The sequence below is a fragment of the Traorella massiliensis genome (assembly GCF_900104665.1).
GTDB classification, from domain to species: domain Bacteria; phylum Bacillota_I; class Bacilli_A; order Erysipelotrichales; family Erysipelotrichaceae; genus Traorella; species Traorella massiliensis.
The window spans coordinates 105,898-129,860 of sequence record NZ_LT629969.1 but is presented as its reverse complement, the minus strand read 5'-3'; the positions used below and the strand labels follow the sequence as shown (position 1 = coordinate 129,860).

Below are 23,963 nucleotides of genomic sequence, written 5' to 3'. Positions count from 1 at the left end.
CTTTCCGACTTACTTATGTCGGAATGTTATGCGCCCACGTGTTAAATCATACGGTGAAATTTCAACAGTGACACGATCCCCTGGTAAAATGCGAATGTAATGCATACGGATTTTACCAGAAACGTGAGCCAGTATTTCGTGACCGTTTTTTAATTTCACTTTAAACATTGCGTTTGGAAGAGTATCTACGACTACTCCTTCAATCTCAATTACGTCTTGTTTACCCATTCTTCTGAAGTTCCTCCTTATTTAATGTTGTAAGAATTTCATACCCATCTTTCGTTATTACAATGGTATGTTCATAATGGGCCGTGTTACTTCCATCCTTTGAAACAACACTCCACCCATCTTTAAGGGTCCTCGTTTGAGGCTTTCCTGCATGTACCATTGGTTCAACGGCAATCGTCATGCCTTCCTTTAAGATGACGCCACGACCAGCTGGGCCAAAATTGGGAACAATGGGATCTTCATGTACCTGTGTACCAATCCCATGACCAGTATAATCACTTGGTATTGAGTAACCATGTGCAATGACATACTCTCCAATCGCATGAGAGATATCACTTAAATGGTTCCCTGCTTTCGCATGGCTTAATCCGACAAATAGCGCATCATGTGTCACCTTCATTAAATCTAATGTTTCTTCATCAACATCACCGATGGCATATGTCCATGCACTGTCGCCGTGATAGCCATGGTAGCAGGCACCAATATCTACTGAGATTATATCACCATTTCTCAGTTTCGTGTTACTTGGAATACCATGAACGAGAGTTGAGTTAACTGAGGTACATACAGCTCCTTTAAACCCGTACAAGCCTTTGAAAGATGGCGTTGCATGATGATTTAAAATTACTTGCTCACAGATTTCTTCGATCTGCTTCGTCGTCGTTCCTGCCACTAGATAAGGCTGTAATGCCTTATGAGCTAAAGCAACGATGCGACCAGCTTTGCGCATATACTCAATTTCTCTTGGTGATTTGGTCGTAATCATTTAATCCTCCAAGGCTTTTTGGACATCTGACCACACATCTTCGATACTTTGATTTGCGTTGATCGTCGTTACCAGTCCCTTCTCTGTATAATAATCGAGAACAGGCTGAGTAAGCTTTTTATATTCGTCAACACGAACTCTTAAGCTTTCAATCGTATCGTCTTTGCGCTGATACAGATTCCCTCCACATACATCACAGATACCTTCCTTCTTGGCTGGCTTGTTTGTAATGTGGTAAATCGCACCGCATTCCTTACAAATACGGCGGCCTGTAATCCGCTGTGCCAGAACATCGAAAGGAATATCCATAAAGAGAACCTTATTGATTTCCAAATCACTTCCAGCAACCAGCTCATTAAAAGCACGAGCCTGATCGATAGTACGAGGATATCCATCAAGCAGATATCCTTTACTATGATCACTCTTTTCAAGAAAGCTTTTTACCATTGAATTTGTAACATCATCTGGTACTAGCAATCCTTTATCAATATAGCTTTTCGCTAACAGACCCAATTGTGTTTGTTGTGCAATTTCAGCACGGAAGATATCTCCGGTAGAAATATGTAGAATGTTAAACCTATCAAGTATTTTTTCAGACATGGTGCCTTTTCCAGCACCAGGCCCGCCCATAATCAATAAGTTCATACAGCACAACCCCCTTCTTAATGTGTTAAGAATCCCTTATATGTCTTCTGCGTAACCTGGCTTGTTAAAGACTTCACAGTTTCAAGTGCAACACCGACAACGATGATGACACCCGTACCACCTAATCCAACATTTGTATTCGACAATGCTGGCATTACAAGTGGAATTGCATACGGTAAGATTGCAATAAATGCAAGGGCAATCGAGCCAACAACTGTGATTCTATTTAAAACAGTTGATACATAATTTTTTGTATCATTACCCGGACGAATACCCGGAATATAAGTTCCGCTTTTACTAAGATTTTCCGAAATCTTTTCAGGATCGACCTGTAGATTGGTATAGAAGAACGTAAAGAGAATAATCAAAACTACATACAATATTAAACCATGCCATGAACTAAAATTCAAGACATTCGTTAACCATGTTGTAAATCCATTCGCAGGGAAAAAGCTAGCAATTGTTACTGGAGCCACCATTACTGAACTAGCAAAAATGACAGGCATAACACTTGCAGAGTTAATTTTCAGCGGCAAATATGTTAATTCGTTTGTTTTCGCTTTAATAGCTCCACTTGAAGTATACTGAATCGGAATTCGACGATTTGCAGTATTCATCAAAGTAACAAATACAATAATAACAACAAAAGTCAGACAGTATAATCCGAATAACAGCATACCATTTGCCGATGCACTTTCACCTGTACAAAGGGCATTATATGCTGAAGTAAACTGTGCCGGAAAATTAGATACAATTCCTGCGAAAATAATCATGGATACTCCGTTTCCAATTCCTTTAGCACTAATCTGATCACCTAGCCACAATAAGAACATTGTTCCTGCAGTCAATATGATAGAGACAAACAGGAATGTAGAAACAGAACTTTCTTCCAGTATACCATATGTCTGATCAAAGGCATATGTCATCGTCAAAGACTGAAACAGACACAAAGCAACACCTAAATAACGTGTATAACGGTCAATTTTTTTACGACCGACCTGTCCTTGTTTTGATAACTCACTCAATGCTGGTATAACATCCATTGAAAGAATTTGAATAATGATGGAAGCAGTAATATATGGTCCGACACCCATCGCAAAGACAGAAAATCTTTCAAAATTACCTCCACCGAGCAAATTCATTAATCCTAAAAGTGAATTTTCACCCATTCCGGCAATCAATGCCGTTGAATCAACACCAGGTACTGGAATACTAGCGCCAAATCTAAAGATGAACAGCATCAATAAGGTAAAAAGAATTCTTTTACGAATATCTTTATTCTTAAAGACGCTGATAACTGTTGAAAGCATTATAGAACCTCTGCTTTTCCGCCTGCCTGTTCAATCACTGCAGTAGCAGCAGCTGAGAACTTATTGGCCTGCACCGTCAGCTTCTTGGTAAGTTCACCTTGTCCAAGTATCTTAACTCCGTCAAGCTCTTTTTTAATCAAACCAGCTTCTTTCAGCATTTCTACAGTTACAACTGTTCCATCTTCGAAAACGTTTAAATTTTCAACATTAACGATTGCGTATTCTTTACGATTGAAATTTGTAAACCCACGCTTAGGCAAACGTCTTGCCAACGGTGTCTGACCACCTTCAAAACCTAAACGAACACCACCGCCGCTACGTGCGTTCTGTCCTTTGTTTCCTTTACCAGCAGTTTTACCATTTCCTGAACCATGACCACGGCCAATTCTTTTTTTAGCCTGTCTGGCTCCATCCGTATAACTCATTTCATTTAATTTCATGTTGTGTTCCTCCCACTAACGAATTTCCTGAGGCTTTTTGCCACGTAATTCACTAGTTGTTTCAATTGTCTTCAAATTCTGAAGAGCATTGATTGTTGCACTTACAACGTTCACTGGTGTACGGGAACCTAAACATTTTGATAAAATGTTTGCAATTCCTGCTAATTCAACGACTGCACGTACAGGTCCACCGGCAATAACTCCAGTACCTTCTGTAGCAGGACGTAAAATAACTTCGCCAGCTCCATAAATTCCTACAATTTCATGAGGAATCGTTCCATTTACGACTGGTACATTAAAGACGTTTTTCTTTGCGTCTTCAATTGCTTTTTTAATTGCGTCAGGCACTTCATTGGCCTTGCCTGTACCAAAGCCAACGCGTCCTTTTTTATCGCCGATTACTACAAGGGCAGCAAAGCGGAAACGGCGTCCACCTTTTACAACCTTCGTAACACGGTTGATTTTAACGACACGTTCTTCGAATTCTTTATCGCGTTCACGATCTCTTCTTGGTTTGCGTTCCATTCGCATGTCCTCCTAAAATTCTAATCCGGCTTCACGAGCTGCATCAGCAAGAGCCTTGACACGTCCGTGGTAGATATATCCGCCACGGTCAAATACTACTTTTTTAATGTTTTTAGCTTGAGCACGTTTTGCAATTTCAGCGCCAACTTTCTTAGCAGCTTCTACATTACCACCGTTTTCAAGCTTCATATCAACTGAGCTGCAAGCAACTAAAGTATTACCAGCAACATCATCGATGATCTGCGCATGAATATGCGCATTTGAACGGAATACGTTTAAGCGAGGGCATTCAGCGGTACCAGATACTTTGGTACGAACACGTGCATGACGACGTAAACGCTCATCGTTTCTAGAAATTTTCTTAAGCATGTTCTATCTTCCTCCCACTCGCTATTTCTTACCTGCTGTCTTACCTTCCTTACGATGAACATATTCACCTTTATAGCGAATACCTTTGCCCTTGTAAGGTTCTGGTTTTCTAGCAGCACGAATATTTGCAGCAAATTCTCCAACTTTCTGCTTGTCAATACCTGACACAACAATTTCAGTTGGGCTTGCACATTCTACTTTTACATCACTCCACAATTCCAATTCAACTGGATGAGAATAACCGATGTTCAAAGTAAGTTTATTACCTGAAACGGCAGAACGGAATCCGATACCTACCAGTTCCAGTCTCTTTTCATAACCTTCGCTCACACCTACTACCATATTGTGCAGTAAAGCACGAGTTGTACCATGCAGCTGTTTTGTAGCCTTCAAGTCATTTGGACGAGTTACATGGCATTCACCACCATCTACCTGGATTTCAAGCATTGGTGCAAACTGACGGCTCAAGGTTCCCTTAGGACCTTTAACCGTCACTTCATTCCCACTGGCAACTGTTACTTCAACACCAGCTGGAATGGTAATCGTTTTATTACCGATACGTGACATTTTGCTTTTCTCCTTAATTACCAAACATAAGCGATTACTTCGCCGCCACAGTGCTTAGCTCTTGCTTCTCTGTCTGTCATCAGACCTTGTGAAGTAGAGATAATGGCAATTCCTAAACCATTAAGTACTCTTGGCAGATTCTCAACCTGAGCATAAACACGCAATCCAGGTTTAGAGATTCTCTTAAGACCAGTAATTACTTTTTCTTTGTTAGGACCATATTTTAAAGTTACGGTCATTACTTTTTTTACATCGCCTTCTACTTTGTAATCTGTGATAAATCCTTCAGATTTCAAAATTTTTGCAATTGCTTCCTTTTCTTTGCTTGCTGGTATTTCTACTGTTTCGTGACGAGCCTGTAACCCATTACGAATTCTAGTAAGCATATCAGCAATCGGATCTGTCATCATCATGACTTTATTCCTCCTATCTCTTACCAACTAGCCTTTTTTACACCCGGAATCTGACCTTTATAAGCCAGTTCACGGAAGCAAATTCGGCATAGTTTATATTTACGTAATACTGAGTGAGGACGTCCACAACGTTCACATCTTGTATATTCACGAGTTGAGAACTTCTGAGGGCGGTTTGCTTTATTGATCATCGCTTTTTTTGCCATTGAATTGTCCTCCCTATTTAGCGAATGGCATACCTAATTCTTCAAGTAATGCCTTGGCTTCTTCATTTGTATTAGCTGTTGTTACAATAACAATATCCATACCACGAACTTTGTTTACTTTATCAAAGTTGATTTCTGGGAAAATGATTTGTTCTTTAATACCTAGTGTGTAGTTACCACGGCCATCGAAAGCAGTTTTGCTCACGCCACGGAAATCTCTAACACGAGGAAGAGAAATACTTACTAATTTATCCAAGAAATCATACATTTTTTCTTTTCTAAGTGTAACTTTACAGCCAATTGGAGCACCTTCACGCAATTTGAAATTCGCAATTGACTTTTTAGCTTTTGTGATTACCGGCTTCTGTCCAGTAATCTGTGCTAATTCAGCTACAGCATCTTCTAGTGATTTAGGATTTGCAATCGCATCTCCACAACCTATATTGATGACGATCTTATCAACATAAGGAACTTGCATCACTGATGTGTACCCGAATTTTTTAGTTAAGTTTTCGACAACAGTTGTTTTGTACTTTTCCTGTAAACGGTTCATCTTTTACGCTCCTTCCTTATTTGACAATGTTACCTGTCTTTTTATAGACACGTACTTTCTTGCCATCTTCTATCTTATATCCAATTCTACTAGCTGTCTTAGCCTTTGAATCATAGGCCATGACATTTGATACATGAATTGGAGCTTCTCTTTCAATAATCTTTCCATCAGGATCCTGCTGTGTTGGTTTCATGTGCTTTTTGATAATATTCACACCTTCAACGACAACTTTATTTTCCTTAGGAAGTACACGAGTTACTTCAGCAACAGTACCTTTATAAGCACCGCTGATTACTTGAACTTTATCACCTTTTTTGATTTTCATGAAAGTTCCTCCTATAACACTTCCGGTGCTAAAGACACGATTTTCATGTAATCTTTATCACGCAATTCTCTTGCCACTGGACCAAAAATTCTTGTTCCACGTGGTGTTTTATCTTCTTTGATCAACACAACTGCATTGTCATCGAATTTAATATAAGTACCATTTTCACGACGAATTCCGCGTCTGGTTCTTACGATAACGCCTTTTACGACGTCACCTTTTTTTACAGTACCACCTGTTGAGGCCTGTTTTACTGTACAAACGACTACGTCACCGATGTTAGCAAATTTTCTCTTGCTTCCACCCAAGCAGCGAATAACTAGAACTTCTTTAGCTCCGGTGTTGTCAGCGACTCTTAATCTACTTTCGTTTTGAATCATGATCAATTCCTCCTAACTAAAGAACTTCAGCCTTCTGCAGAATCTTAACCAAGCGGAAACGTTTCGTAGCAGATAATGGACGTGTTTCCATAATTTCTACAAAATCACCGATCTTTGCTTCATTAAGTTCATCATGAGCTTTGAATTTCTTTGAATACTTTACACGTTTTCCATATAAAGGATGTGTTTTTCTAGTTTCAATAATAACAGTAATTGTTTTATCCATCTTATCTGAAACAACTGTCCCACGATAAGTTTTACGGTTAGATCTTTCCATCTCTATCCTCCTTAGTCCCGAATACCAAGCTCACGCTCAGTCATCACAGTTTTAATACGAGCAATCGTCTTTTTAATAGTTTTCATACGAGCACCATTGATAGTCTGACCAGTTGCTTGTTGGAAACGAAGGTTAAAGAGTTCAGCTTTAAGTGTTTCGATCTCAGCAAGTAATTCTTCATTACTTTTTTCTCTAATTTCTTTTACGCTCATCGTTTACTCCTCCTTACCTTTAACAACGAATTTCGTTTTAACAGGAAGTTTGTGAGACGCAAGTCTGAATGCTTCGCGGGCAACAGCTTCGTCTACACCGGCAATTTCAAACATGATGCGTCCCGGTTTTACTACGGCAACCCATCCTTCTGGAGCACCCTTACCAGATCCCATACGAACTTCAAGCGGTTTCTTCGTAATAGCTAAATGTGGGAAAATTTTGATCCAAACTTTTCCACCACGCTTCATATAACGTGTCATGGCAACACGTGCTGCTTCAATCTGACGGTTACTTACATATCCACCAGTATCAGCCATTAGACCATATTCACCGAAAGCTACTTCACGTCCTGCTTTTGCACGTCCTTCATAACTTAATCTGTGAGGTCTTCTATATTTTGTTCTGTTAGGCATTAACATTAGTTGTTACCTCCTTCATTAGCATCTGTTTCAGCTTTTGGAGCTGCTTCAACCTGCTGCTGACGAGGCTTGCGATCATTTCTGCGGTTACGATCATTTCTGCGTCTGCGATCATTTGATCCAAATTTAGGAGCTTCTGGTTCAGTTACCATTTGTCCTGGAAGAACTTCTCCACGGCAGATCCAAACCTTAACACCTAAACGACCGTAAGTTGTGCTTGCTTCTTCCCATGCATAGTCAATATCAGCTCTTAGTGTATGCAGAGGAACGACTCCTTCTGAATAACCTTCTGTACGAGCCATATCAGCACCGCCAAGTCTTCCTGAAACAGCCGTCTTGATACCTTTAGCACCGGCACGCATCGTTCTCTGAATAGCACGTTTCTGGGCTGTTCTGAAAGATGCACGCTGCTCCAGCTGATCAGCAATGCTTCTGGCAACGATTCTAGCATCCAAATCAGGGTTCGCAATTTCAACAACCTTGATGTAGACGTTTTTGCCATTTGTAAGCTTTGTTAATTTCTTTTTAATGTTCTCTACGTTCTCACCATTTGTTCCGATGATCACACCTGGACGAGCAGAACGAACGATAACTTCAACACGGTTTTTAGAACGTTCGATTTCAACTCTTGAAACTGCAGCCGCTTTTAGCTCAGCAAACAAGAAGTCACGAATCTTAATATCTTCTAATAATAAATCGGCATAATCTTTATTAGCATACCAGCGTGATTCCCAATCACGGATCACACCGACACGCATTCCGATAGGACTAACTTTCTGACCCATACTTTACCTCCTAAGCACGTTCACTAACCACAACAGTGATGTGGCTAGTGCGTTTGTGGATCGCACTTGCAGATCCTTTTGCACGAGGCATGAATCTTTTTAGTACAACACCTTCGTTAGCATAACATTCTTTAACATATAACTTGCTTTCATCCAAACCATTATTATTAACAGCGTTGGCGATTGCAGATTTTAATACTTTTGCAGTAGCATCAGCAGCAAAGTTTGGTGTAAATCTCAAAATAGCTGCAGCCTCTTCTACGTCTTTTCCACGAATCAGATCTAAAACAAGACGAGCTTTTCTAGGTGGAATACGTAATGTTTTTGCAGTTGCTTTTACTTCCATTTTTCAGTTCCTCCTATTTTCTAGCTTTCTTATCGTCACCTGCGTGACCAGTAAATTTGCGTGTTGGCACAAATTCGCCTAATTTATGACCTACCATGTCTTCCGTTACATAAACCGGCAAATGTTCTTTACCGTTGTAAACAGCAAAGGTATGTTCAACGAATTGAGGGAAAATTGTAGAACGACGTGACCACGTCTTAATAACTTCTTTTTTACCAGACTCATTCAGTTTTTCCACTTTCTTCATTAAGTGTTCATCAACAAAAGGTCCTTTTTTCAAACTACGACTCATTTTTCATTTCCTCCTTTCGCCTATTTACCATTTCTACGACGAACGATCAGTTTCGTAGATGCTTTTTTGCTGTTACGGGTCTTAACACCCATAGCTTTCTTGCCCCAAGGTGTCATTGGTGATTTACGTCCAATTGGCGTACGGCCTTCACCACCACCATGAGGGTGATCATTCGGGTTCATAACAGAACCACGAACTGTAGGACGGATACCCATCCAGCGGCTTCTACCAGCTTTACCGATATTTACCAATGAATGATCCTCATTACCGACAACTCCTACTGTAGCACGGCAATTTCCTAAGATTTTTCTAACTTCTCCGCTCGCCAGACGAACGGTTACATATTTATCTTCAATACCCAAGATCTGAGCACTGACACCAGCACTTCTGGCCAGCTGTCCACCTTTACCAGGTTTCAACTCTACATTGTGAATGAACGTACCTTCTGGCATCCTTCTCATTTCCAAAGCATTACCAACTTTGATATCAGCTCCTTCTCCCGAAAGAACCTGAGAACCTACAGTCAATCCTTTTGGTGCAAGAATGTAACGCTTTTCACCATCTGCATAGTTTAACAATGCGATATTGGCAGATCTGTTTGGATCATACTCGATAGTAGCAACCGTTGCCGGAATGCCATCTTTATTTCTCTTAAAGTCAATAATACGGTACTGACGCTTATGTCCGCCACCCTGATGGCGAGTTGTGATGCGTCCGTTGTTGTTGCGGCCACCCTTGCTTTTCAGCGGTGCTAGCAGGCTGCGTTCAGGTGTAGATGTAGTGATCTCATCAAACGTCAGCACAGACATATTACGACGGCCGTTTGTTGTTGGCTTATATTTCTTGATTGCCATAATATTCCTTTTCCTCCTTACGTGTTTTTAGCGGGAAATAGCGTGAATCTCCCCGGATATCCTTATTCGCCGAATAAGTTGATATCTTGTCCTTCCGCAATCTTAACGATCGCCTTACGAACAACTTTTGTCTTTCCTGTGTATTTTCCTACACGTTTTGTTTTTGGCTTTGTGTTCAATATGTTCACACCCACCACTTTAACACCAAAGATGTTTTCAACAGCCTGTTTAACTTCAGTCTTGTTGCTTCCTTTTGCTACTTCAAAAGTAACTTTGTTGTCAGTTTCCATGAGTTTCATGGATTTTTCAGTGATAATTGGGCGGATAATAATATCTCTATAGTTATTCATTACCCAATACCTCCTCAACTGCTTTCACAGCTGCTTCAGTAAATACAACCTTATTTGCATTTACTAAATCATAAACATTGATTTTATCAGCATTCAGGAACATCATAGTTTCAATGTTTCTTACTGATAAATATGCATTCATGTAATCTTCATCATTTGCTGCAACAAATAATGCTTTCTTACCGGCATTGATGTTTTCGATAACCGCAACCATATCTTTTGTCTTTGGTGCTTCCATCTTTAAAGCATCAACAACGATCATATCATTTGCAGCTACCTTTTCGCTCAATACAGATTTCAAAGCTAAACGGCGAACTTTTCTGTTCAGCTTTGTCGCATAGCTTCTAGGAGTTGGACCAAATACGATTCCACCACCACGATACTGTGGAGCTCTGATAGAACCCTGACGAGCATTACCAGTACCTTTCTGACGGTAAGGCTTACGTCCGCCTCCTCTTACTTCACGACGATTCTTAACATCGTGAGTACCCTGTCTCATAGATGCACGCTGCATAACGATGGCATCAAAGATTACTTGCTGATTTGGCTCAATGCCAAATACTTCAGGATTAAGAGTTATATCTTTAACTTTTTCACCTGCTAGGTTAACTACGACCATATTAGGCATATCTTATTCCTCCTCATTTTTTTTGCTGTAGTCCACTAATACTTTAGGTTCTACATCACCTTTGCTGCACTTAGCAGACTGGATCATGACTAAACCTCTCTTTGGTCCAGGCACGTTTCCTTTAATTAACATGTAGTTGTTTTCAGCATCAACCTTAACAACTTCCAAGTTCTTGTTCGTTGTGCGATCAACACCATAGTGACCAGGCATCGTGAATCCTGGGTCAATTTTATTTGTACCCAAACCTGTCGTAGCCGCACTACCCATGTGTCTGTGAACCGGTCCGCCACCATGAGTCATTTTCTGGATTTTCTGGTTGTGACGCTTGATAGCTCCTGTAAATCCATGACCTTTGCTTGTTCCGATCACATCAACCATTTCACCGGCTGCAAAAATATCAGCCTTGATTTCTGCTCCTAATTCATAGCTCATCATTTCTTCAGAGCGGAATTCACGAATATAACGCTTTGGAGCAGCGTTTACTTTCTTTGCGTGTCCGACAGCAGCTTTTGTAGCTCTGCTTTCTTTCACATCTTCCATTCCTAATTGGATAGCAACGTATCCATCATTTTCCATTGTTTTTTTCTGTAAAACAACATTTGGCTGAACCTCAACGACTGTTACTGGAATCAGAATACCATCTTCCGTAAAGACTTGAGTCATACCCACTTTGCGTCCTAATAATCCTTTCATGATGTCACCTCCAGCTTACAGCTTGATCTCGATGTCAACACCACTTGGCAGTTCCAAACGGCTCAATGCATCGATTGTTTCTGCTGTAGGTCCAACGATCTCAATCAATCTCTTGTGTGTTCTGATTTCGAACTGTTCACGAGAGTCTTTATATTTGTGTACCGCACGCAGGATTGTTACTACCTGCTTTTCAGTTGGAAGTGGTACAGGTCCAACGATTTTTTTGGCACCATGTGCCTGGGCAGCTGTTACGATTTTTTCTGCACTAGAATCAAGGATTCTGTGTTCGTAAGCTTTTAAGCGAATTCTAACGCTATTCTTTGCCATGTTATCTCTCCTTTTCTTCCGTTCTTGACGGAGTTTAACCGCTCGATACAAATTCCCTGACTGTACACCGTGACAACGCATCTCAGTGTGTCAGCAACCTCGCATGTCAACGCGGAACCTCCAATATTATAACAAGCAAAAAAGCATAATGCAAGCCTTTTTTTAGCTTTTTTTACACTATTCTTTTAATATGAATAACTTCATATTTTAACTCTTGCTGCTTTTTATTTATCGCTTTTCATTTTAAATAATCGATTCAAAAAAATTCGTAAGCATTTAGATCATTTTTTCAAACATATTCCTTTTTTTAGTATTTAAAGAATACATCCATGATCATATTTTTGTAATAAATTCAAATCTATCGTAAAACTTGTAAACAGCATTTCATAAAAACAGGACAAATCAGCTGCCTCTTTGTCCAAAATTTGCATATTCTAACATTAAAAACATCATTCTTTTTAAAACGCTTTTATCTTTCTAAAGAATCATCAGCACATAATTTTAAAATCTTTTCCTTTACAAGAAAATGATTTTGTAACCAAAATCATATGCAAATAAGCAACTCCCTATCTGCATACCCACCTGCCTTTCTAGCGGCGTGGTTCCACCGGCACCTTCACATCTCCTTCTTTTGCTCCTCTCTGAAGCGTAAGGCCTTGGCTTCATGGACAGCAGACAGAGGGATATAGTCATTAAGATGAAACTGCTTTTTAAGGAGCTGGTGAAGCTCGCTGTCCTTAAACGCGGCTCCCTTATAGGCACAATCGTAAAGACATTTATAGGCCTTATGAAGGACACGGTTGTAGACATCAAGATCATGAAGAACGGTGTTCTTCAGATCAGGGAATTCGCGGTAATAGAAACGGTTGGAAAGAGAAAAGACTTTCATGATGCCTCCTTGACAGAAATGAGATGTTTTGTATATATATTATATCATGTTAATAACTATAATGATACTATAATTTCAAATTGATGATATATATTATCATAACATAAATCACACTTAACTTTTTTTATTTTCTTTTATCATCTTTCTATTAATCAAAAATGAAATTTCCTAATATATAAAAAAATAATTTAACATTTATATTTCAATATTCACCTATCTGCCAGCAATCATTTAATAAACTATAATATTCTGATTAAAAACATTTTTAACATTATCAAAGTTTTGTCTTGATGAACCGAAAAGACAATTCTTTTTTACAAAATAAGTGAATAAGAAAAACAAGGAAGCCAGTATTTCCTTGTCTTTCTTTCTATAAATGCTTACATAAGTCTTTAAGGTTGTCTTCATTTAAGGTTATGACCAATGCAAGCGCTCCTTCTCTTGCATCAAACTCGCTTAGATGCACAATTTGATGAAAGTAGTAGAAAATCTTTTCATACAGGGGTAACATCCGTTCCATAAGATCTTTCCCTGTATCACTTAACAGATACATCTGCTGTTTCTGATGTATAAGATAACCTTTTTCCGTAAGTGTTGCCAGTATCTTACGAATCGAAGCTCTTGATACTCCGAGTGCTGAAGCAATATCAATGCCTCGAATGCCCTCACAATTTGCTTGCTGTGTAATCACTCCCAGCAACAGGCATCTTAACTGTCCTCTTGTTAATGACGGCCGCATTTCTGACATCCTGCACAGTTCCCTGAGCATCCGCATGCTTTTGATTTACGCATCGAACGTATAGCCAGTGTCACACAGCCAGCTAGGATCAATATGACAACTACATCCATATTACTCACTCTTCTTGGCTGGACGTAATAACAGATAAAGTAATCCGGCCAATACTACAATGCCAAAGATAGTTTCGATTCCAAAGACACCTGTTGTGATCCAAGTACCTAACTGATAAATAATAAGAGCAACAGCATAAGCAAAACAGCACTGATATCCAATTGCGATCCACGTCCACTTCGCACTGCCCATTTCTCTTGAAATAGCACCAATAGCTGCAAAACATGGGGCACACAGCAAATTGAAAACTAAGAAGCTGTAGGCAGATAGCATGGTATATTCACTTGCCAGCGTACCCCAGATTTCAACACCATCTTCTGCAACTTCCGCAAAGCCATAAAGGACACCGAATGTTGATACAACATTTTCTTTAGCGATCAATCCTGTAACAGTTGCAACTGTTGCTTTCCAGTTTCCAAAGCCAAGCGGCGAGAAAATAAAGGCAAAGGCATTACCAATCGAAGCTAAGATAGATTCATTGTTATCAACCATTTCTAATTGCCAGTTGAATCCCTGTAAGAACCAAAGCACGATAGCTGAAACGAAGATGATCGTACCTGCCTTCTTCGCAAAGGCCTTAGAACGATCCCACATATGTAAAAGGACTCCTTTTGCCTTTGGCATATGATAGGCTGGAAGTTCCATCACAAATGGAGCAACATCGCCTTCAAAAAGTTTTGTTTTCTTTAATATAATTCCACTCACAATAATGGCAGCCATTCCTACAAAGTACGCACTAGGTGATACCCAGGATGCATTATTAAATAATGCACCCGCAATCAAAGCAATAATTGGGAGTTTAGCGGAACAAGGAATAAACGTTGTTGTCATGATCGTCATTTTACGATCACGATCATTTTCGATTGTACGACTTGCCATGATTGCAGGTACACCACAACCCGTTCCTATTAACATAGGAATAAAGCTCTTTCCGGACAAACCAAATTTTCTGAAAATTCGATCCATGATAAACGCAATTCGTGCCATATAACCACAATCTTCAAGAAGTGCCAGCAAAAGGAACAAGACCATCATCTGTGGCAAGAATCCTAATACTGCACCTACACCACCGATAATACCATCAATGATTAGTGAATATAGCCAATCTGCGACACCTGCTGACTCTAATACGTCTCCTACGATAACTGGAACTCCTGGTACCCAGATACCATATTCGGAAGTATCAGGCTCACCTGCTTCAACGATTGTTTCGGCTTCATTGACAACGCTATCTGTAATCGCAACAGTTTCAATTTCTACATCTTCATCATCATAAATAATAACGGTTGTTTCACCCTCACTAGCGGCACTTAGAATCTGATCTGCACGACTGTAAGCAGCGGCATCTTCTTCGTATTCACTCGTACCAATACCGAACAGATGCCAGCCTTCACCAAATACACCATCATTCGCCCAGTCTGTTGCCCAAGTTCCAATGGTTGTTACTGAAATATAATAAACCAGCCACATCACAACTACAAAGATCGGCAAAGCTAACCAGCGATTCGTAACCACTTTATCGATCTTATCACTCATCGATAAATTGGATTGATTCTTTTTAACATAGATATTTTTTAAGATCGAACCAATTCGTTCATATCGTTCAGATGTAATGATACTTTCCGCATCATCATCCATCTTTTCTTCAAGTGCTGTTCGAATCTTACTGATCTCATTTTTAATACTTTCTGATAGTTCAACTTCCTCAGCAACTTTTTCATCATTTTCCAAAAGCTTCACGGCATACCAGCGTAGTAAATGATGTTCAAATTTGCCATCAATCAAAGCACTAACTTCTTCTAAGCTTTTTTCAAGCTCACCCTCATATTTTAAATATTTTTGAGCTCGCTGTTTTTCAAGCTGATGAGCGGCTTCCATTAATTCTTTGCAGCCTTCACCACTCACAGCACTGATTTCAACGATCTTACAGTTCAAACGTTTCTCTAACTCTTTAACATTGATTTCATCCTTATTCTTTCGAACAACATCCATCATATTCAATGCAATGACCATCGGCACACCTAATTCCATGACTTGTGTCGTCAAATATAAATTTCTTTCCAAATTGGTCGCATCTACAATATTGATAATAACATCCGGATGTTCATTCACGATATAATTACGTGCAACAACTTCTTCCAAAGTATAAGGTGATAACGAATAAATTCCAGGTAAATCCTGAATGATCACATCTTTTCTGCCTTTCAGCTTTCCTTCTTTTTTCTCTACGGTAACACCTGGCCAGTTTCCTACATACTGACTACTTCCCGTTAGTTCATTGAACAAGGTCGTTTTCCCACAGTTGGGATTCCCCACTAAAGCATATTTCATAAGTCCCTCCATTATAGTTAGTTCAATCTAACTCCTCTTTTAAAAAAATTACTTAACTTCCACCATTTCTGCATCTGCCTTACGTAGTGACAACTCATACGAACGGATATTAATTTCAATAGGATCTCCTAAAGGAGCAACTTTACGTACCAAAATTTCAACTCCCTTTGTAATTCCCATATCCATGATTCTCTTTTTTACCGGTCCGCTTCCATGAATTTTCACAACTGTAACCTTCTGATTTGGTCTACACTCTCTCAATGTTTTCATATTCCCCTCCTAATTAACAAGAATACGGCTTGCCATTTTTTTATCTACCGCAATACGTGTTCCCTTCACATTTAAGATCAAATTACCGCCAAGCTCATTGACAACGCTCAATTCAACGCCTTCAACAAAACCTAAATCAGCCAGATGACGCTTTACATCATCCTTACCAATGATCCTATAAATACGCATTGTCTTACCTGCACTCGCTAAAGTTAATGGCATATGACCTCTCCTTCCAGTTAGTTGTATCTAACTTACAGAAGAATATTACCACCAGCTAACTTTTTTGTCAATAGGAGTTTTCTAAATATTTCCTATTTCTATCATTTGTTTTTTCTCATTTGCCTAAAAAAGTACAGGTCTTATTCCTGTACTATTTTCTGTCTGCATCAAATACGATTCCGGCACTCTTTTTTGCCATATCAATGACTTTCATTACATTTAAAGAATGCTCCAGCATCTTATAACAGCTCTCATAATCTTGTTCCTTGATCATCTTCAACATGGCTCCGCCATAATAATAATGCGCTCCATCATGTTTCTGATCATCAAAGACAACCTCTTCACCATTTCGTAAATGCATCACTGCCTTCTTGGTTAAGCTACTGGCACCCTCGACATAAATATAACCCTTTTCACCTTGAATCTGGCAAAAATTAACACCAATATTATCCTTGCTTCCCACACAGCTTACGCTTATATCGCCATAGTTTAAACACAATACTCCGCTTGTATCGATTCCTTCTTTGATATTCGCTTCATAATAAACATTTTGCGGCACACCTAAAAGACCTATCACAAAATGTAAATTATACACATTGATGTCCATCAAAGCGCCTCCAGAAAAAGTCAGCGTAAACACATTAGGTTTCTTTCCTTCTAAGAATGCATCATATTTACGAGAATATTGTGACATATTACACTCTATGACCTTAATTGGAGAAATCTCTTTCAGCTTTTCTTTGATTGCTAAAAAGTTTGGATTATAAACCGTTGTAATGGCTTCAAAAAGAAAACATTTTGTTTCTTTACATAATTCAATCAATTCTTCACATTCCTGTACATTTGAACAGAAAGGCTTTTCTACGATTACATTTTTATTTGCCAGCATTGCCTTTTTCGCATGTTCATAATGCAATGAATTCGGAGATGCTACATAAATACAATCTATTTCATCATCCTTTAACATCTCATCTAAATCTGTATAAATCTTTTCTACATGATACTTTTCTGCCAATGTTTGTGCCGTTTCTTGTTTTCTTGAATAGATAGCTACATATTCATTTTCCTCATATTCAAGCAGCTGTCCCATAACCCAATCTGTAATGGATCCTGTACCAATCGTTCCTATTTTCATTTTTTCCTCCCAGATTACCAATTAAACTTCTTCATAACATGTTCTTCCATATAACAAGCAAAGCCATCCTCATTATTAGTCTTTTCTGTTATATCATCAGCTATTGCTTTTGTATCATCACTGCCATTTGCCATGCAGACGCCCCATCCTGCACACTCCAGCATAGAATTATCATTGGTCGTATCACCAAAAGCTAGCACATTTTGTAAATCAATCTCATTCATCTTACAATACTCTTTCAGTGCATAGGCTTTTGATGTTCTTTTATCCGCAAATTCAATCAGATTTGGCTGTGTTTTAAACCCTTTATAAGGTGCATCCAGTTTTTCAAGCATTGCTTCAATTTCTTTCATCTGACTTTCTTTGATACGAAATAAGATCTTGGCGTTCTCTTCTGCATAAAGTTCTTTTAACTCTTTGACCACCACTACTTCTTTACCATTCTTTTTTGAAGAACGCTTCATATTTTCATCATTATCTCTACACATCATGATATCATGATAATAAATGAAAGGATTGCCATGATAAGGCTCCATTAATTCAATAATTTCCTTCATCCACTCTCGTTTAAGCTTATAATAATCAAACTGTTTTTGTGATCTTTCATCCCACAGTTCTGATCCATTCATGCCGATCAAAACATCAAAATTATAATCAAAGCCCCATAGCTTTGCTTTTTTATTCACCTCATTGATAGGTCTTCCTGAAGCTATGCCAAATCTGATACCATTTTTATGAAGACGGTCAATGATATTTTTTGTATGAGGTGTCAGCCTTTGATCATCCGTTATTAAAGTACTGTCAATATCACATAATACAAGCTGGATTCCATTCATGCATATCCTCCTTTTGTAAAATTCAAACCTCTTTCATTTTATCATAAGAAAAGCCTGTTTGAAACTCAAACAGGCAAATAATTAATCTTTGATCCCTACAAACTTCACCGTATGTAATCTTCTAACTGAATATATCAAAATTGGAGTAATGATCAAGGCCACTGCTAAAGTCAATAAGTTATAAGCCAGATTATACGTCCATGCAGAATAGATCCATGCACCTAAACTGCCAGCAGCTTCCCCGGCAGGGAACCAGAAATAAACGCCTGCCAAAACATGAGAAGCATATTTTAGGAACATACAGCCAACAATACCCGTATAAATATTACTAATTGTAAAATTACCTAATTTAATCCGCGGAAATAAACTGGCAAGACCTAATAGACCATAAGGAATTACATAATCCAAAGCTATCTGCATAGGACCAACGTAAAAATAGTGTAATCCAAAAAATGTTCCGATCACCCAGCTTAACAGTGATACAATGACACCTCTTACCCATCCTAAGTGGTAGCTGGCTACAAAGCAGGCAATCACGGCATATTCCAGTGATCCGCCATTTGGCATTTGAATGATCGGGAATAGTTCATTCAGATAGGTCAGAACCAGTGATAAGGCCACATAAAAGGCCATATAAACTAAATTCAATACTTCATTTCTAGTTTTATTCATAAAAAAACACCTCCATGAGGCGTAAGAACATCAAAAAAACATTGACTCCCTACGCTAGTACTAACTAGATCAGGTCAAAGGGACTCTCTCAGCTTAATGCACCCCTGTCGACGTTTATATTATAGACGTTTTTTTATAAATGTAAAGAAAAAAGATGACAGAATCATCTTTTTTTACATCGGTTGATAAATAATTGAAAGATAGCCTTCATTTTTTCATCAGTAGCTGCCATCATTTCCGGATGCCATTGAACACCTAGCATCCAGTTTCCTTCTTTTTTTAAAACAGCTTCAATGATTCCGTCTGAACTTTTAGCCAATATCTCAAAATCTTCAGACAAATCTTTAATCGCCTGATGATGAAAACTGTTAACTTGTGTCTTATCTGAAAAGATATCATAAAGAATTGAATCTTTTTTGATTTGAACTTCATGAAAAGGAAGATGGCGAGGCTGGTTTTGAGAATGTTCTGTCACGTTTTCTTTTTGAACATGAAGATCCTGGTATAAAGTCCCTCCATAAGCAACATTCAACATCTGGTGACCTTTACAAATTGCTAATAATGGCTTATTTAACTTCTCTGCAAGTTCAATGGCCCATAGATAAAGCTGATCTACTTCATGAAAGATCTCCCCGCATTCAGCTCTTGTCTTTTCATGATAAAAAGAAGGATCAATATCATTGCCTCCTGGTAAGATGATTCCATCTGCAACATCCAATAGTTTTTCTACATCCTCAATCTTTTTCTGTAATGGAATAAGAAATGGAATCCCTCCACACATTTCAACAGCATCTACATATTCCTGTGTGATATAACTGTAAAGTTCCCCTTCAAAAACACCTTCTTCTTTGTTTCTTTTAAGGCCAGAAATGATTGCAATTATTGGTTTCACTTTATTACCTCCAATATCATACATTATAAGCAATTCAAATAATCAATTCAAGATTTGAATCATTTTTAAAATGACATAAAAAAAGGGCATTAACCCAAATGAGTTCAGCCCTTTTAAACTTTCATTAAGCGATAACTGAAGTAACGTTTCCAGCTCCAACAGTTCTACCACCTTCACGGATCGTGAACTTAGTTCCCTGTTCAACAGCGATTGGGTGGATCAATTCAACTTCCATTTCAACGTTGTCGCCTGGCATAACCATTTCAACGCCTTCTGGAAGAGCGATAACACCTGTAACGTCAGTTGTACGGAAATAGAACTGAGGACGGTAGTTAGCTACGAATGGAGTGTGACGTCCACCTTCTTCTTTAGTCAGTACATACACCTGAGCTTTGAAGTGATGATGTGGATGTACTGATCCTGGCTTACATAATACCTGTCCACGCTGAATTTCATCACGGTTGATACCACGTAACAATGTACCAATGTTGTCACCTGCTTCAGCAAAGTCAAGTAACTTACGGAACATTTCGATACCTGTAACAACAGTTTTCTTTGTATCTTTGATACCAACGATTTCAACTTCTTCACCAAGTTTTAAGATACCACGTTCAACACGTCCAGTTGCAACTGTACCACGACCAGTGATTGTGAATACGTCTTCTACAGCCATTAAGAATGGTTTGTCAGTTTCACGAGCTGGTTCAGGAATGTAGCTGTCAACAGCATCCATTAATTCGTTGATCTTTTCAACCCATTTAGCTTCTCCGTTCAATGCACCTAAAGCAGAACCACGGATAACTGGAGCGTTGTCTCCATCGAATCCATATTCGCTTAACAATTCACGAACTTCCATTTCAACAAGGTCGATTAATTCTTCGTCATCAACCATATCGCATTTATTTAAGAAAACAACGATATTTTCAACACCTACCTGACGAGCAAGCAAGATATGTTCACGAGTCTGAGGCATAGGTCCATCAGTAGCAGCAACTACTAGGATTGCACCATCCATCTGAGCTGCACCAGTGATCATGTTCTTAACGTAGTCAGCGTGACCTGGGCAGTCTACGTGAGCGTAGTGACGAGTAGCAGTCTGATATTCAACGTGAGCTGTATTAATTGTAATACCACGTTCTTTTTCTTCAGGCGCACCATCGATTGCATCATATGCTTTAAATTCAGCTTGTCCTTTTTCAGAAAGAACTTTTGTGATCGCAGCAGTTAATGTAGTTTTTCCGTGGTCAACGTGACCGATAGTACCAATATTAACATGCACTTTGGATCTGTCAAATTTTTCTTTTGCCATTTCTTGATTTCCTCCTAGTTTTTTACTTTTTTATTTTAATTCAATTTTTCTATAAAAGCAACACTAATCACATTGATTAAGCATTGTTTTTAACGATTTTTTCTGCAATTGACTTAGGAACTTCAGCATAGTGGTCCATTTTCATAGAATAGTTTCCACGACCCTGAGTAAATGAACGTAAGTCAGTTACATAACCAAACATTTCTGAAAGCGGAACGTAGGCACTAACCATAACTGCATTTCCTCTTTCTTCCTGTTCTGTGATCTGTCCACGACGAGATGAGATATCACCCATAACGCTTCCCAAATATTCAGCAGGAGCAGTAACTTCTACTAACATAATTGGTTCCAAAAGTACTGGCTTACACTTCTTAGCAGCTTCTCTTAAAGCCATACTAGCAGCGATCTTATAAGCCATTTCACTTGAATCGACATCATGGTAAGAACCATCGAATAATGTTGCCTTGATATCGATTACCGGATAACCAGCAATCAAACCATTTTCAAGAGCAGCTTCTGTTCCTTCGTTGATAGCCTTGATGTATTCCTTTGGTACAGAACCACCAACAGTTTCATCATAGAATTCAAAGCCTTTGCCTTCTTCATTCGGTTCAAATCTGATCCATACGTGACCGTACTGACCACGACCACCTGACTGTTTGATATACTTACCTTCACAGTCAGCAGCCTGACGAATCGTTTCACGATAAGCAATCTGCGGAGCACCTGTATTGGCTTCTACTTTAAATTCTCTTCTCATACGGTCAACGATGATATCCAAGTGAAGTTCACCTACACCGGCAATGATCGTCTGACCTGTTTCTTTATCTGTATAAGTCTTGAATGTTGGATCTTCTTCAGCAAGCTTCTGCAATGCTAACGTCATCTTATCCTGATCACCTTTTGATTTTGGTTCAACAGAAATCTGGATAACCGGTTCAGGGAAAACCATTGATTCAAGAATTACTGGTGCATTTTCAGCACATAGCGTATCACCTGTTGTTGTTTCTTTCAAGCCAACACCGGCAGCGATATCTCCTGAGTAAACCATATCGATTTCCTTACGGGAATTCGCATGCATCTGCACGATACGTCCAAATCTTTCACGTTTATTCTTTGTCGCATTCAATACATAGCTTCCTGCTGCACAAGTTCCTGAATAAACACGGAAATAAGTTAATTTTCCAATGAATGGGTCCGTCATGATCTTAAATGCTAAAGCAGAAAATGGTTCATTGTCATCAGCGTGACGAGCCACTTCATTTCCATCCTCATCCGTACCTGTAATAGCAGGAATGTCAAGTGGTGAAGGAAGATATTCTACAACACCATCCAGCATCAGCTGAACACCCTTGTTCTTATAAGCTGAACCGCAGAATACAGGGAAGAATTCACCTGTACATACAGCACTACGGATTGCTTTCTTGATCTGATCGATGCTAGGTTCTTCACCTTCAAGAACCATCATCATGATATCATCATCAAAATCGGCAATTGCTTCAAGCAATTCCTGACGTTTTTCTTCCATTTTATCTTTTAAGTTTTCAGGTACAGGAATCTCAACAACGTTTACTCCTAATTCACCTTCAAAATCAAAAGCTTTTCTCTGAATAATATCAATAACGCCCACAAAATCTGATTCTGCACCAATTGGCAACTGTACAGCTGCTGTTTTAGCACCTAGACGTTTTTTGATCGTATCCACTGACATCTCAAAATCGGCACCGATCGCATCCATCTTGTTAACAAATACGATACGAGGAACACCATACTGAGAAGCCTGACGCCATACTGTTTCTGTCTGTGGTTCAACACCCGCTTTTGCATCCAGAACAGTTACAGCACCGTCCAGTACACGAAGTGAACGTTCTACTTCAACAGTGAAGTCAACGTGACCTGGTGTATCGATAATATTAATTCTCGTACCTTTCCAGTGTGCCGTTGTTGCAGCTGAAGTGATCGTAATACCTCTTTCCTGTTCCTGAGCCATCCAGTCCATGGTAGAAGCACCATCATGTGTTTCTCCGATCTTGTGATTTACTCCTGTGTAGTAAAGAATACGTTCAGTGGTTGTTGTTTTACCGGCATCGATGTGCGCCATGATACCGATATTACGAGTATTTGCTAATGAATATTCGCGTCCCATATTCTAAACTCCTTTTACCAGCGATAGTGAGCAAATGCTTTATTTGCTTCAGCCATTCTGTGAGTATCATCTTTCTTCTTCACTGAAGCTCCTGTTCCATTCGCTGCATCAATAATTTCGGCAGCCAGTCTTTGCTCCATCGTTTTTTCGTTTCTTAAACGAGAATAATTAACTAACCATCTCAGTCCCAAAGTCAGTCTTCTTTCCTGACTTACTTCAACAGGAACCTGATAGTTGGCACCACCAACACGACGAACCTTTAATTCAAGAACTGGCATAACATTTTCAAGTGCCTGTTCGAATACTTCCATCGGCTGACGTTCTGTTTTTACTTCAATAATGTCAAACGCATTGTATAGAATCGTCTGTGCAACCCCTCTTTTACCATCGATCATGATTTTATTGATCAGACGAGTAACCAGCTTCGAGTTGTAAATTGGATCTACTAATACATCACGTTTTGCGATATGTCCCTTTCTAGGCATACTGATTTCCTCCTT

At 39.1% G+C, this 23,963-nt stretch carries 37 protein-coding genes and 1 riboswitch; all 37 genes read right to left on the bottom strand.

Translation table 11 applies throughout. The features are described from left to right. Positions 1 to 9: 9 nt before the first annotated feature. The 37 genes from infA to rpsG all read right to left on the bottom strand — a co-directional run bounded on the left by infA (position 10) and on the right by rpsG (position 23,948). The gene (gene infA / locus BQ5367_RS07875; RefSeq protein WP_071441992.1) at positions 10 to 228 is read right to left on the bottom strand and encodes a translation initiation factor IF-1; all 219 of its coding nucleotides are present in this window, start codon (positions 226 to 228) and stop codon (positions 10 to 12) included. After that, positions 221 to 994 (bottom strand): type I methionyl aminopeptidase, encoded by a 774-nt coding sequence (gene map / locus BQ5367_RS07870; protein WP_071441991.1) that lies wholly within the window; start codon positions 992 to 994, stop codon positions 221 to 223. The genes infA and map overlap by 8 nt, the downstream gene beginning before the upstream one ends. Continuing rightward, complete coding sequence (locus tag BQ5367_RS07865) at positions 995 to 1,639, bottom strand: adenylate kinase (RefSeq protein WP_071441990.1); 645 nt, start codon at positions 1,637 to 1,639, stop codon at positions 995 to 997. Positions 1,640 to 1,656: 17 nt separating this feature from the next. Further along, complete coding sequence (gene secY, locus BQ5367_RS07860) at positions 1,657 to 2,949, bottom strand: preprotein translocase subunit SecY (RefSeq protein ID WP_071441989.1); 1,293 nt, start codon at positions 2,947 to 2,949, stop codon at positions 1,657 to 1,659. Then, positions 2,949 to 3,389 (bottom strand): 50S ribosomal protein L15, encoded by a 441-nt coding sequence (gene rplO / locus BQ5367_RS07855; protein WP_071441988.1) that lies wholly within the window; start codon positions 3,387 to 3,389, stop codon positions 2,949 to 2,951. Before rplO ends, secY begins: the two co-directional genes overlap by 1 nt. Positions 3,390 to 3,404: 15 nt before the next feature. Next, on the bottom strand, positions 3,405 to 3,914 hold the full coding sequence (gene rpsE, locus BQ5367_RS07850) for a 30S ribosomal protein S5 (RefSeq protein ID WP_071441987.1): 510 nt from the start codon (positions 3,912 to 3,914) through the stop codon (positions 3,405 to 3,407). Positions 3,915 to 3,926: 12 nt separating this feature from the next. After that, on the bottom strand, positions 3,927 to 4,283 hold the full coding sequence (gene rplR / locus BQ5367_RS07845; protein ID WP_071441986.1) for a 50S ribosomal protein L18: 357 nt from the start codon (positions 4,281 to 4,283) through the stop codon (positions 3,927 to 3,929). A 21-nt stretch (positions 4,284 to 4,304) separates the two neighbouring features. Then, on the bottom strand, positions 4,305 to 4,850 hold the full coding sequence (gene rplF, locus BQ5367_RS07840) for a 50S ribosomal protein L6 (RefSeq protein ID WP_071441985.1): 546 nt from the start codon (positions 4,848 to 4,850) through the stop codon (positions 4,305 to 4,307). 17 nt (positions 4,851 to 4,867) lie between these two features. Next, positions 4,868 to 5,263: a 30S ribosomal protein S8 gene (gene rpsH, locus BQ5367_RS07835; protein WP_071441984.1), complete on the bottom strand. Its 396-nt coding sequence runs from the start codon at positions 5,261 to 5,263 to the stop codon at positions 4,868 to 4,870. Between the two features lie 20 nt (positions 5,264 to 5,283). Next, positions 5,284 to 5,469: a type Z 30S ribosomal protein S14 gene (locus tag BQ5367_RS07830; RefSeq protein ID WP_071441983.1), complete on the bottom strand. Its 186-nt coding sequence runs from the start codon at positions 5,467 to 5,469 to the stop codon at positions 5,284 to 5,286. Between the two features lie 13 nt (positions 5,470 to 5,482). Next, a complete protein-coding gene (rplE, locus tag BQ5367_RS07825; RefSeq protein WP_071441982.1) occupies positions 5,483 to 6,022 on the bottom strand; it encodes a 50S ribosomal protein L5 in 540 nt (179 codons plus the stop codon). Between the two features lie 16 nt (positions 6,023 to 6,038). After that, a complete protein-coding gene (gene rplX / locus BQ5367_RS07820) occupies positions 6,039 to 6,347 on the bottom strand; it encodes a 50S ribosomal protein L24 (RefSeq protein ID WP_071441981.1) in 309 nt (102 codons plus the stop codon). A gap of 11 nt (positions 6,348 to 6,358) precedes the next feature. Further along, positions 6,359 to 6,727, bottom strand: a complete 369-nt coding sequence (gene rplN / locus BQ5367_RS07815) for a 50S ribosomal protein L14 (protein WP_071441980.1) — start codon at positions 6,725 to 6,727, stop codon at positions 6,359 to 6,361. Between the two features lie 16 nt (positions 6,728 to 6,743). After that, positions 6,744 to 7,004, bottom strand: coding sequence for a 30S ribosomal protein S17 (gene rpsQ / locus BQ5367_RS07810; protein WP_071441979.1), 261 nt, complete (start codon positions 7,002 to 7,004; stop codon positions 6,744 to 6,746). Positions 7,005 to 7,015: 11 nt separating this feature from the next. Continuing rightward, complete coding sequence (gene rpmC, locus BQ5367_RS07805) at positions 7,016 to 7,216, bottom strand: 50S ribosomal protein L29 (RefSeq protein WP_071441978.1); 201 nt, start codon at positions 7,214 to 7,216, stop codon at positions 7,016 to 7,018. Between the two features lie 3 nt (positions 7,217 to 7,219). Next, positions 7,220 to 7,636: a 50S ribosomal protein L16 gene (gene rplP, locus BQ5367_RS07800; protein ID WP_071441977.1), complete on the bottom strand. Its 417-nt coding sequence runs from the start codon at positions 7,634 to 7,636 to the stop codon at positions 7,220 to 7,222. Beyond that, on the bottom strand, positions 7,636 to 8,421 hold the full coding sequence (gene rpsC / locus BQ5367_RS07795; protein ID WP_071441976.1) for a 30S ribosomal protein S3: 786 nt from the start codon (positions 8,419 to 8,421) through the stop codon (positions 7,636 to 7,638). The genes rplP and rpsC overlap by 1 nt, the downstream gene beginning before the upstream one ends. 10 nt (positions 8,422 to 8,431) lie before the next feature. Continuing rightward, positions 8,432 to 8,767 carry a 50S ribosomal protein L22 gene (rplV, locus tag BQ5367_RS07790; protein ID WP_071441975.1) on the bottom strand — a complete coding sequence of 112 codons (336 nt, stop codon included), beginning with the start codon at positions 8,765 to 8,767 and terminating at the stop codon, positions 8,432 to 8,434. A gap of 13 nt (positions 8,768 to 8,780) precedes the next feature. After that, the gene (gene rpsS, locus BQ5367_RS07785; RefSeq protein ID WP_071441974.1) at positions 8,781 to 9,059 is read right to left on the bottom strand and encodes a 30S ribosomal protein S19; all 279 of its coding nucleotides are present in this window, start codon (positions 9,057 to 9,059) and stop codon (positions 8,781 to 8,783) included. A gap of 20 nt (positions 9,060 to 9,079) precedes the next feature. Then, positions 9,080 to 9,913, bottom strand: a complete 834-nt coding sequence (rplB, locus tag BQ5367_RS07780; RefSeq protein ID WP_071441973.1) for a 50S ribosomal protein L2 — start codon at positions 9,911 to 9,913, stop codon at positions 9,080 to 9,082. Positions 9,914 to 9,975: 62 nt separating this feature from the next. Further along, a complete protein-coding gene (gene rplW, locus BQ5367_RS07775; protein ID WP_071441972.1) occupies positions 9,976 to 10,263 on the bottom strand; it encodes a 50S ribosomal protein L23 in 288 nt (95 codons plus the stop codon). Next, the gene (gene rplD, locus BQ5367_RS07770) at positions 10,256 to 10,891 is read right to left on the bottom strand and encodes a 50S ribosomal protein L4 (protein ID WP_071441971.1); all 636 of its coding nucleotides are present in this window, start codon (positions 10,889 to 10,891) and stop codon (positions 10,256 to 10,258) included. The genes rplW and rplD overlap by 8 nt, the downstream gene beginning before the upstream one ends. Positions 10,892 to 10,894: 3 nt before the next feature. Beyond that, positions 10,895 to 11,584 carry a 50S ribosomal protein L3 gene (rplC, locus tag BQ5367_RS07765; protein ID WP_074022007.1) on the bottom strand — a complete coding sequence of 230 codons (690 nt, stop codon included), beginning with the start codon at positions 11,582 to 11,584 and terminating at the stop codon, positions 10,895 to 10,897. 15 nt (positions 11,585 to 11,599) lie between these two features. Beyond that, positions 11,600 to 11,911: a 30S ribosomal protein S10 gene (gene rpsJ / locus BQ5367_RS07760; protein WP_071441969.1), complete on the bottom strand. Its 312-nt coding sequence runs from the start codon at positions 11,909 to 11,911 to the stop codon at positions 11,600 to 11,602. Positions 11,912 to 12,527: 616 nt separating this feature from the next. Next, positions 12,528 to 12,800, bottom strand: a complete 273-nt coding sequence (locus BQ5367_RS07755) for a hypothetical protein (protein ID WP_071441968.1) — start codon at positions 12,798 to 12,800, stop codon at positions 12,528 to 12,530. Positions 12,801 to 13,170: 370 nt separating this feature from the next. After that, positions 13,171 to 13,539, bottom strand: a complete 369-nt coding sequence (locus BQ5367_RS07750) for a helix-turn-helix domain-containing protein (protein ID WP_071441967.1) — start codon at positions 13,537 to 13,539, stop codon at positions 13,171 to 13,173. Further along, the gene (locus tag BQ5367_RS13070) at positions 13,524 to 13,649 is read right to left on the bottom strand and encodes a FeoB-associated Cys-rich membrane protein (protein ID WP_083383203.1); all 126 of its coding nucleotides are present in this window, start codon (positions 13,647 to 13,649) and stop codon (positions 13,524 to 13,526) included. The genes BQ5367_RS07750 and BQ5367_RS13070 overlap by 16 nt, the downstream gene beginning before the upstream one ends. 1 nt (position 13,650) lies before the next feature. Beyond that, the gene (gene feoB / locus BQ5367_RS07745; protein WP_202615282.1) at positions 13,651 to 15,981 is read right to left on the bottom strand and encodes a ferrous iron transport protein B; all 2,331 of its coding nucleotides are present in this window, start codon (positions 15,979 to 15,981) and stop codon (positions 13,651 to 13,653) included. 48 nt (positions 15,982 to 16,029) lie between these two features. Then, complete coding sequence (locus BQ5367_RS07740) at positions 16,030 to 16,251, bottom strand: FeoA family protein (RefSeq protein WP_071441965.1); 222 nt, start codon at positions 16,249 to 16,251, stop codon at positions 16,030 to 16,032. A 9-nt stretch (positions 16,252 to 16,260) separates the two neighbouring features. Continuing rightward, the gene (locus BQ5367_RS07735) at positions 16,261 to 16,473 is read right to left on the bottom strand and encodes a FeoA family protein (protein ID WP_071441964.1); all 213 of its coding nucleotides are present in this window, start codon (positions 16,471 to 16,473) and stop codon (positions 16,261 to 16,263) included. A gap of 151 nt (positions 16,474 to 16,624) precedes the next feature. Beyond that, positions 16,625 to 17,608 (bottom strand): Gfo/Idh/MocA family protein, encoded by a 984-nt coding sequence (locus BQ5367_RS07730; RefSeq protein ID WP_071441963.1) that lies wholly within the window; start codon positions 17,606 to 17,608, stop codon positions 16,625 to 16,627. Positions 17,609 to 17,622: 14 nt separating this feature from the next. After that, positions 17,623 to 18,444 (bottom strand): Cof-type HAD-IIB family hydrolase, encoded by an 822-nt coding sequence (locus BQ5367_RS07725; protein WP_071441962.1) that lies wholly within the window; start codon positions 18,442 to 18,444, stop codon positions 17,623 to 17,625. A gap of 81 nt (positions 18,445 to 18,525) precedes the next feature. Then, positions 18,526 to 19,116 (bottom strand): energy-coupled thiamine transporter ThiT, encoded by a 591-nt coding sequence (locus tag BQ5367_RS07720; RefSeq protein ID WP_071441961.1) that lies wholly within the window; start codon positions 19,114 to 19,116, stop codon positions 18,526 to 18,528. Positions 19,117 to 19,145: 29 nt separating this feature from the next. Then, positions 19,146 to 19,232, bottom strand: a riboswitch (TPP riboswitch). A 47-nt stretch (positions 19,233 to 19,279) separates the two neighbouring features. After that, positions 19,280 to 20,008: a gamma-glutamyl-gamma-aminobutyrate hydrolase family protein gene (locus BQ5367_RS07715; RefSeq protein ID WP_161940483.1), complete on the bottom strand. Its 729-nt coding sequence runs from the start codon at positions 20,006 to 20,008 to the stop codon at positions 19,280 to 19,282. Between the two features lie 124 nt (positions 20,009 to 20,132). After that, positions 20,133 to 21,317, bottom strand: coding sequence for an elongation factor Tu (gene tuf, locus BQ5367_RS07710; protein WP_071441959.1), 1,185 nt, complete (start codon positions 21,315 to 21,317; stop codon positions 20,133 to 20,135). A 76-nt stretch (positions 21,318 to 21,393) separates the two neighbouring features. Further along, the gene (fusA, locus tag BQ5367_RS07705; RefSeq protein WP_071441958.1) at positions 21,394 to 23,463 is read right to left on the bottom strand and encodes an elongation factor G; all 2,070 of its coding nucleotides are present in this window, start codon (positions 23,461 to 23,463) and stop codon (positions 21,394 to 21,396) included. 14 nt (positions 23,464 to 23,477) lie between these two features. After that, entirely contained in the window at positions 23,478 to 23,948 is a 471-nt protein-coding gene (gene rpsG / locus BQ5367_RS07700; protein WP_071441957.1) for a 30S ribosomal protein S7, read from the bottom strand. Between the last annotated feature and the right edge of the window lie 15 nt (positions 23,949 to 23,963).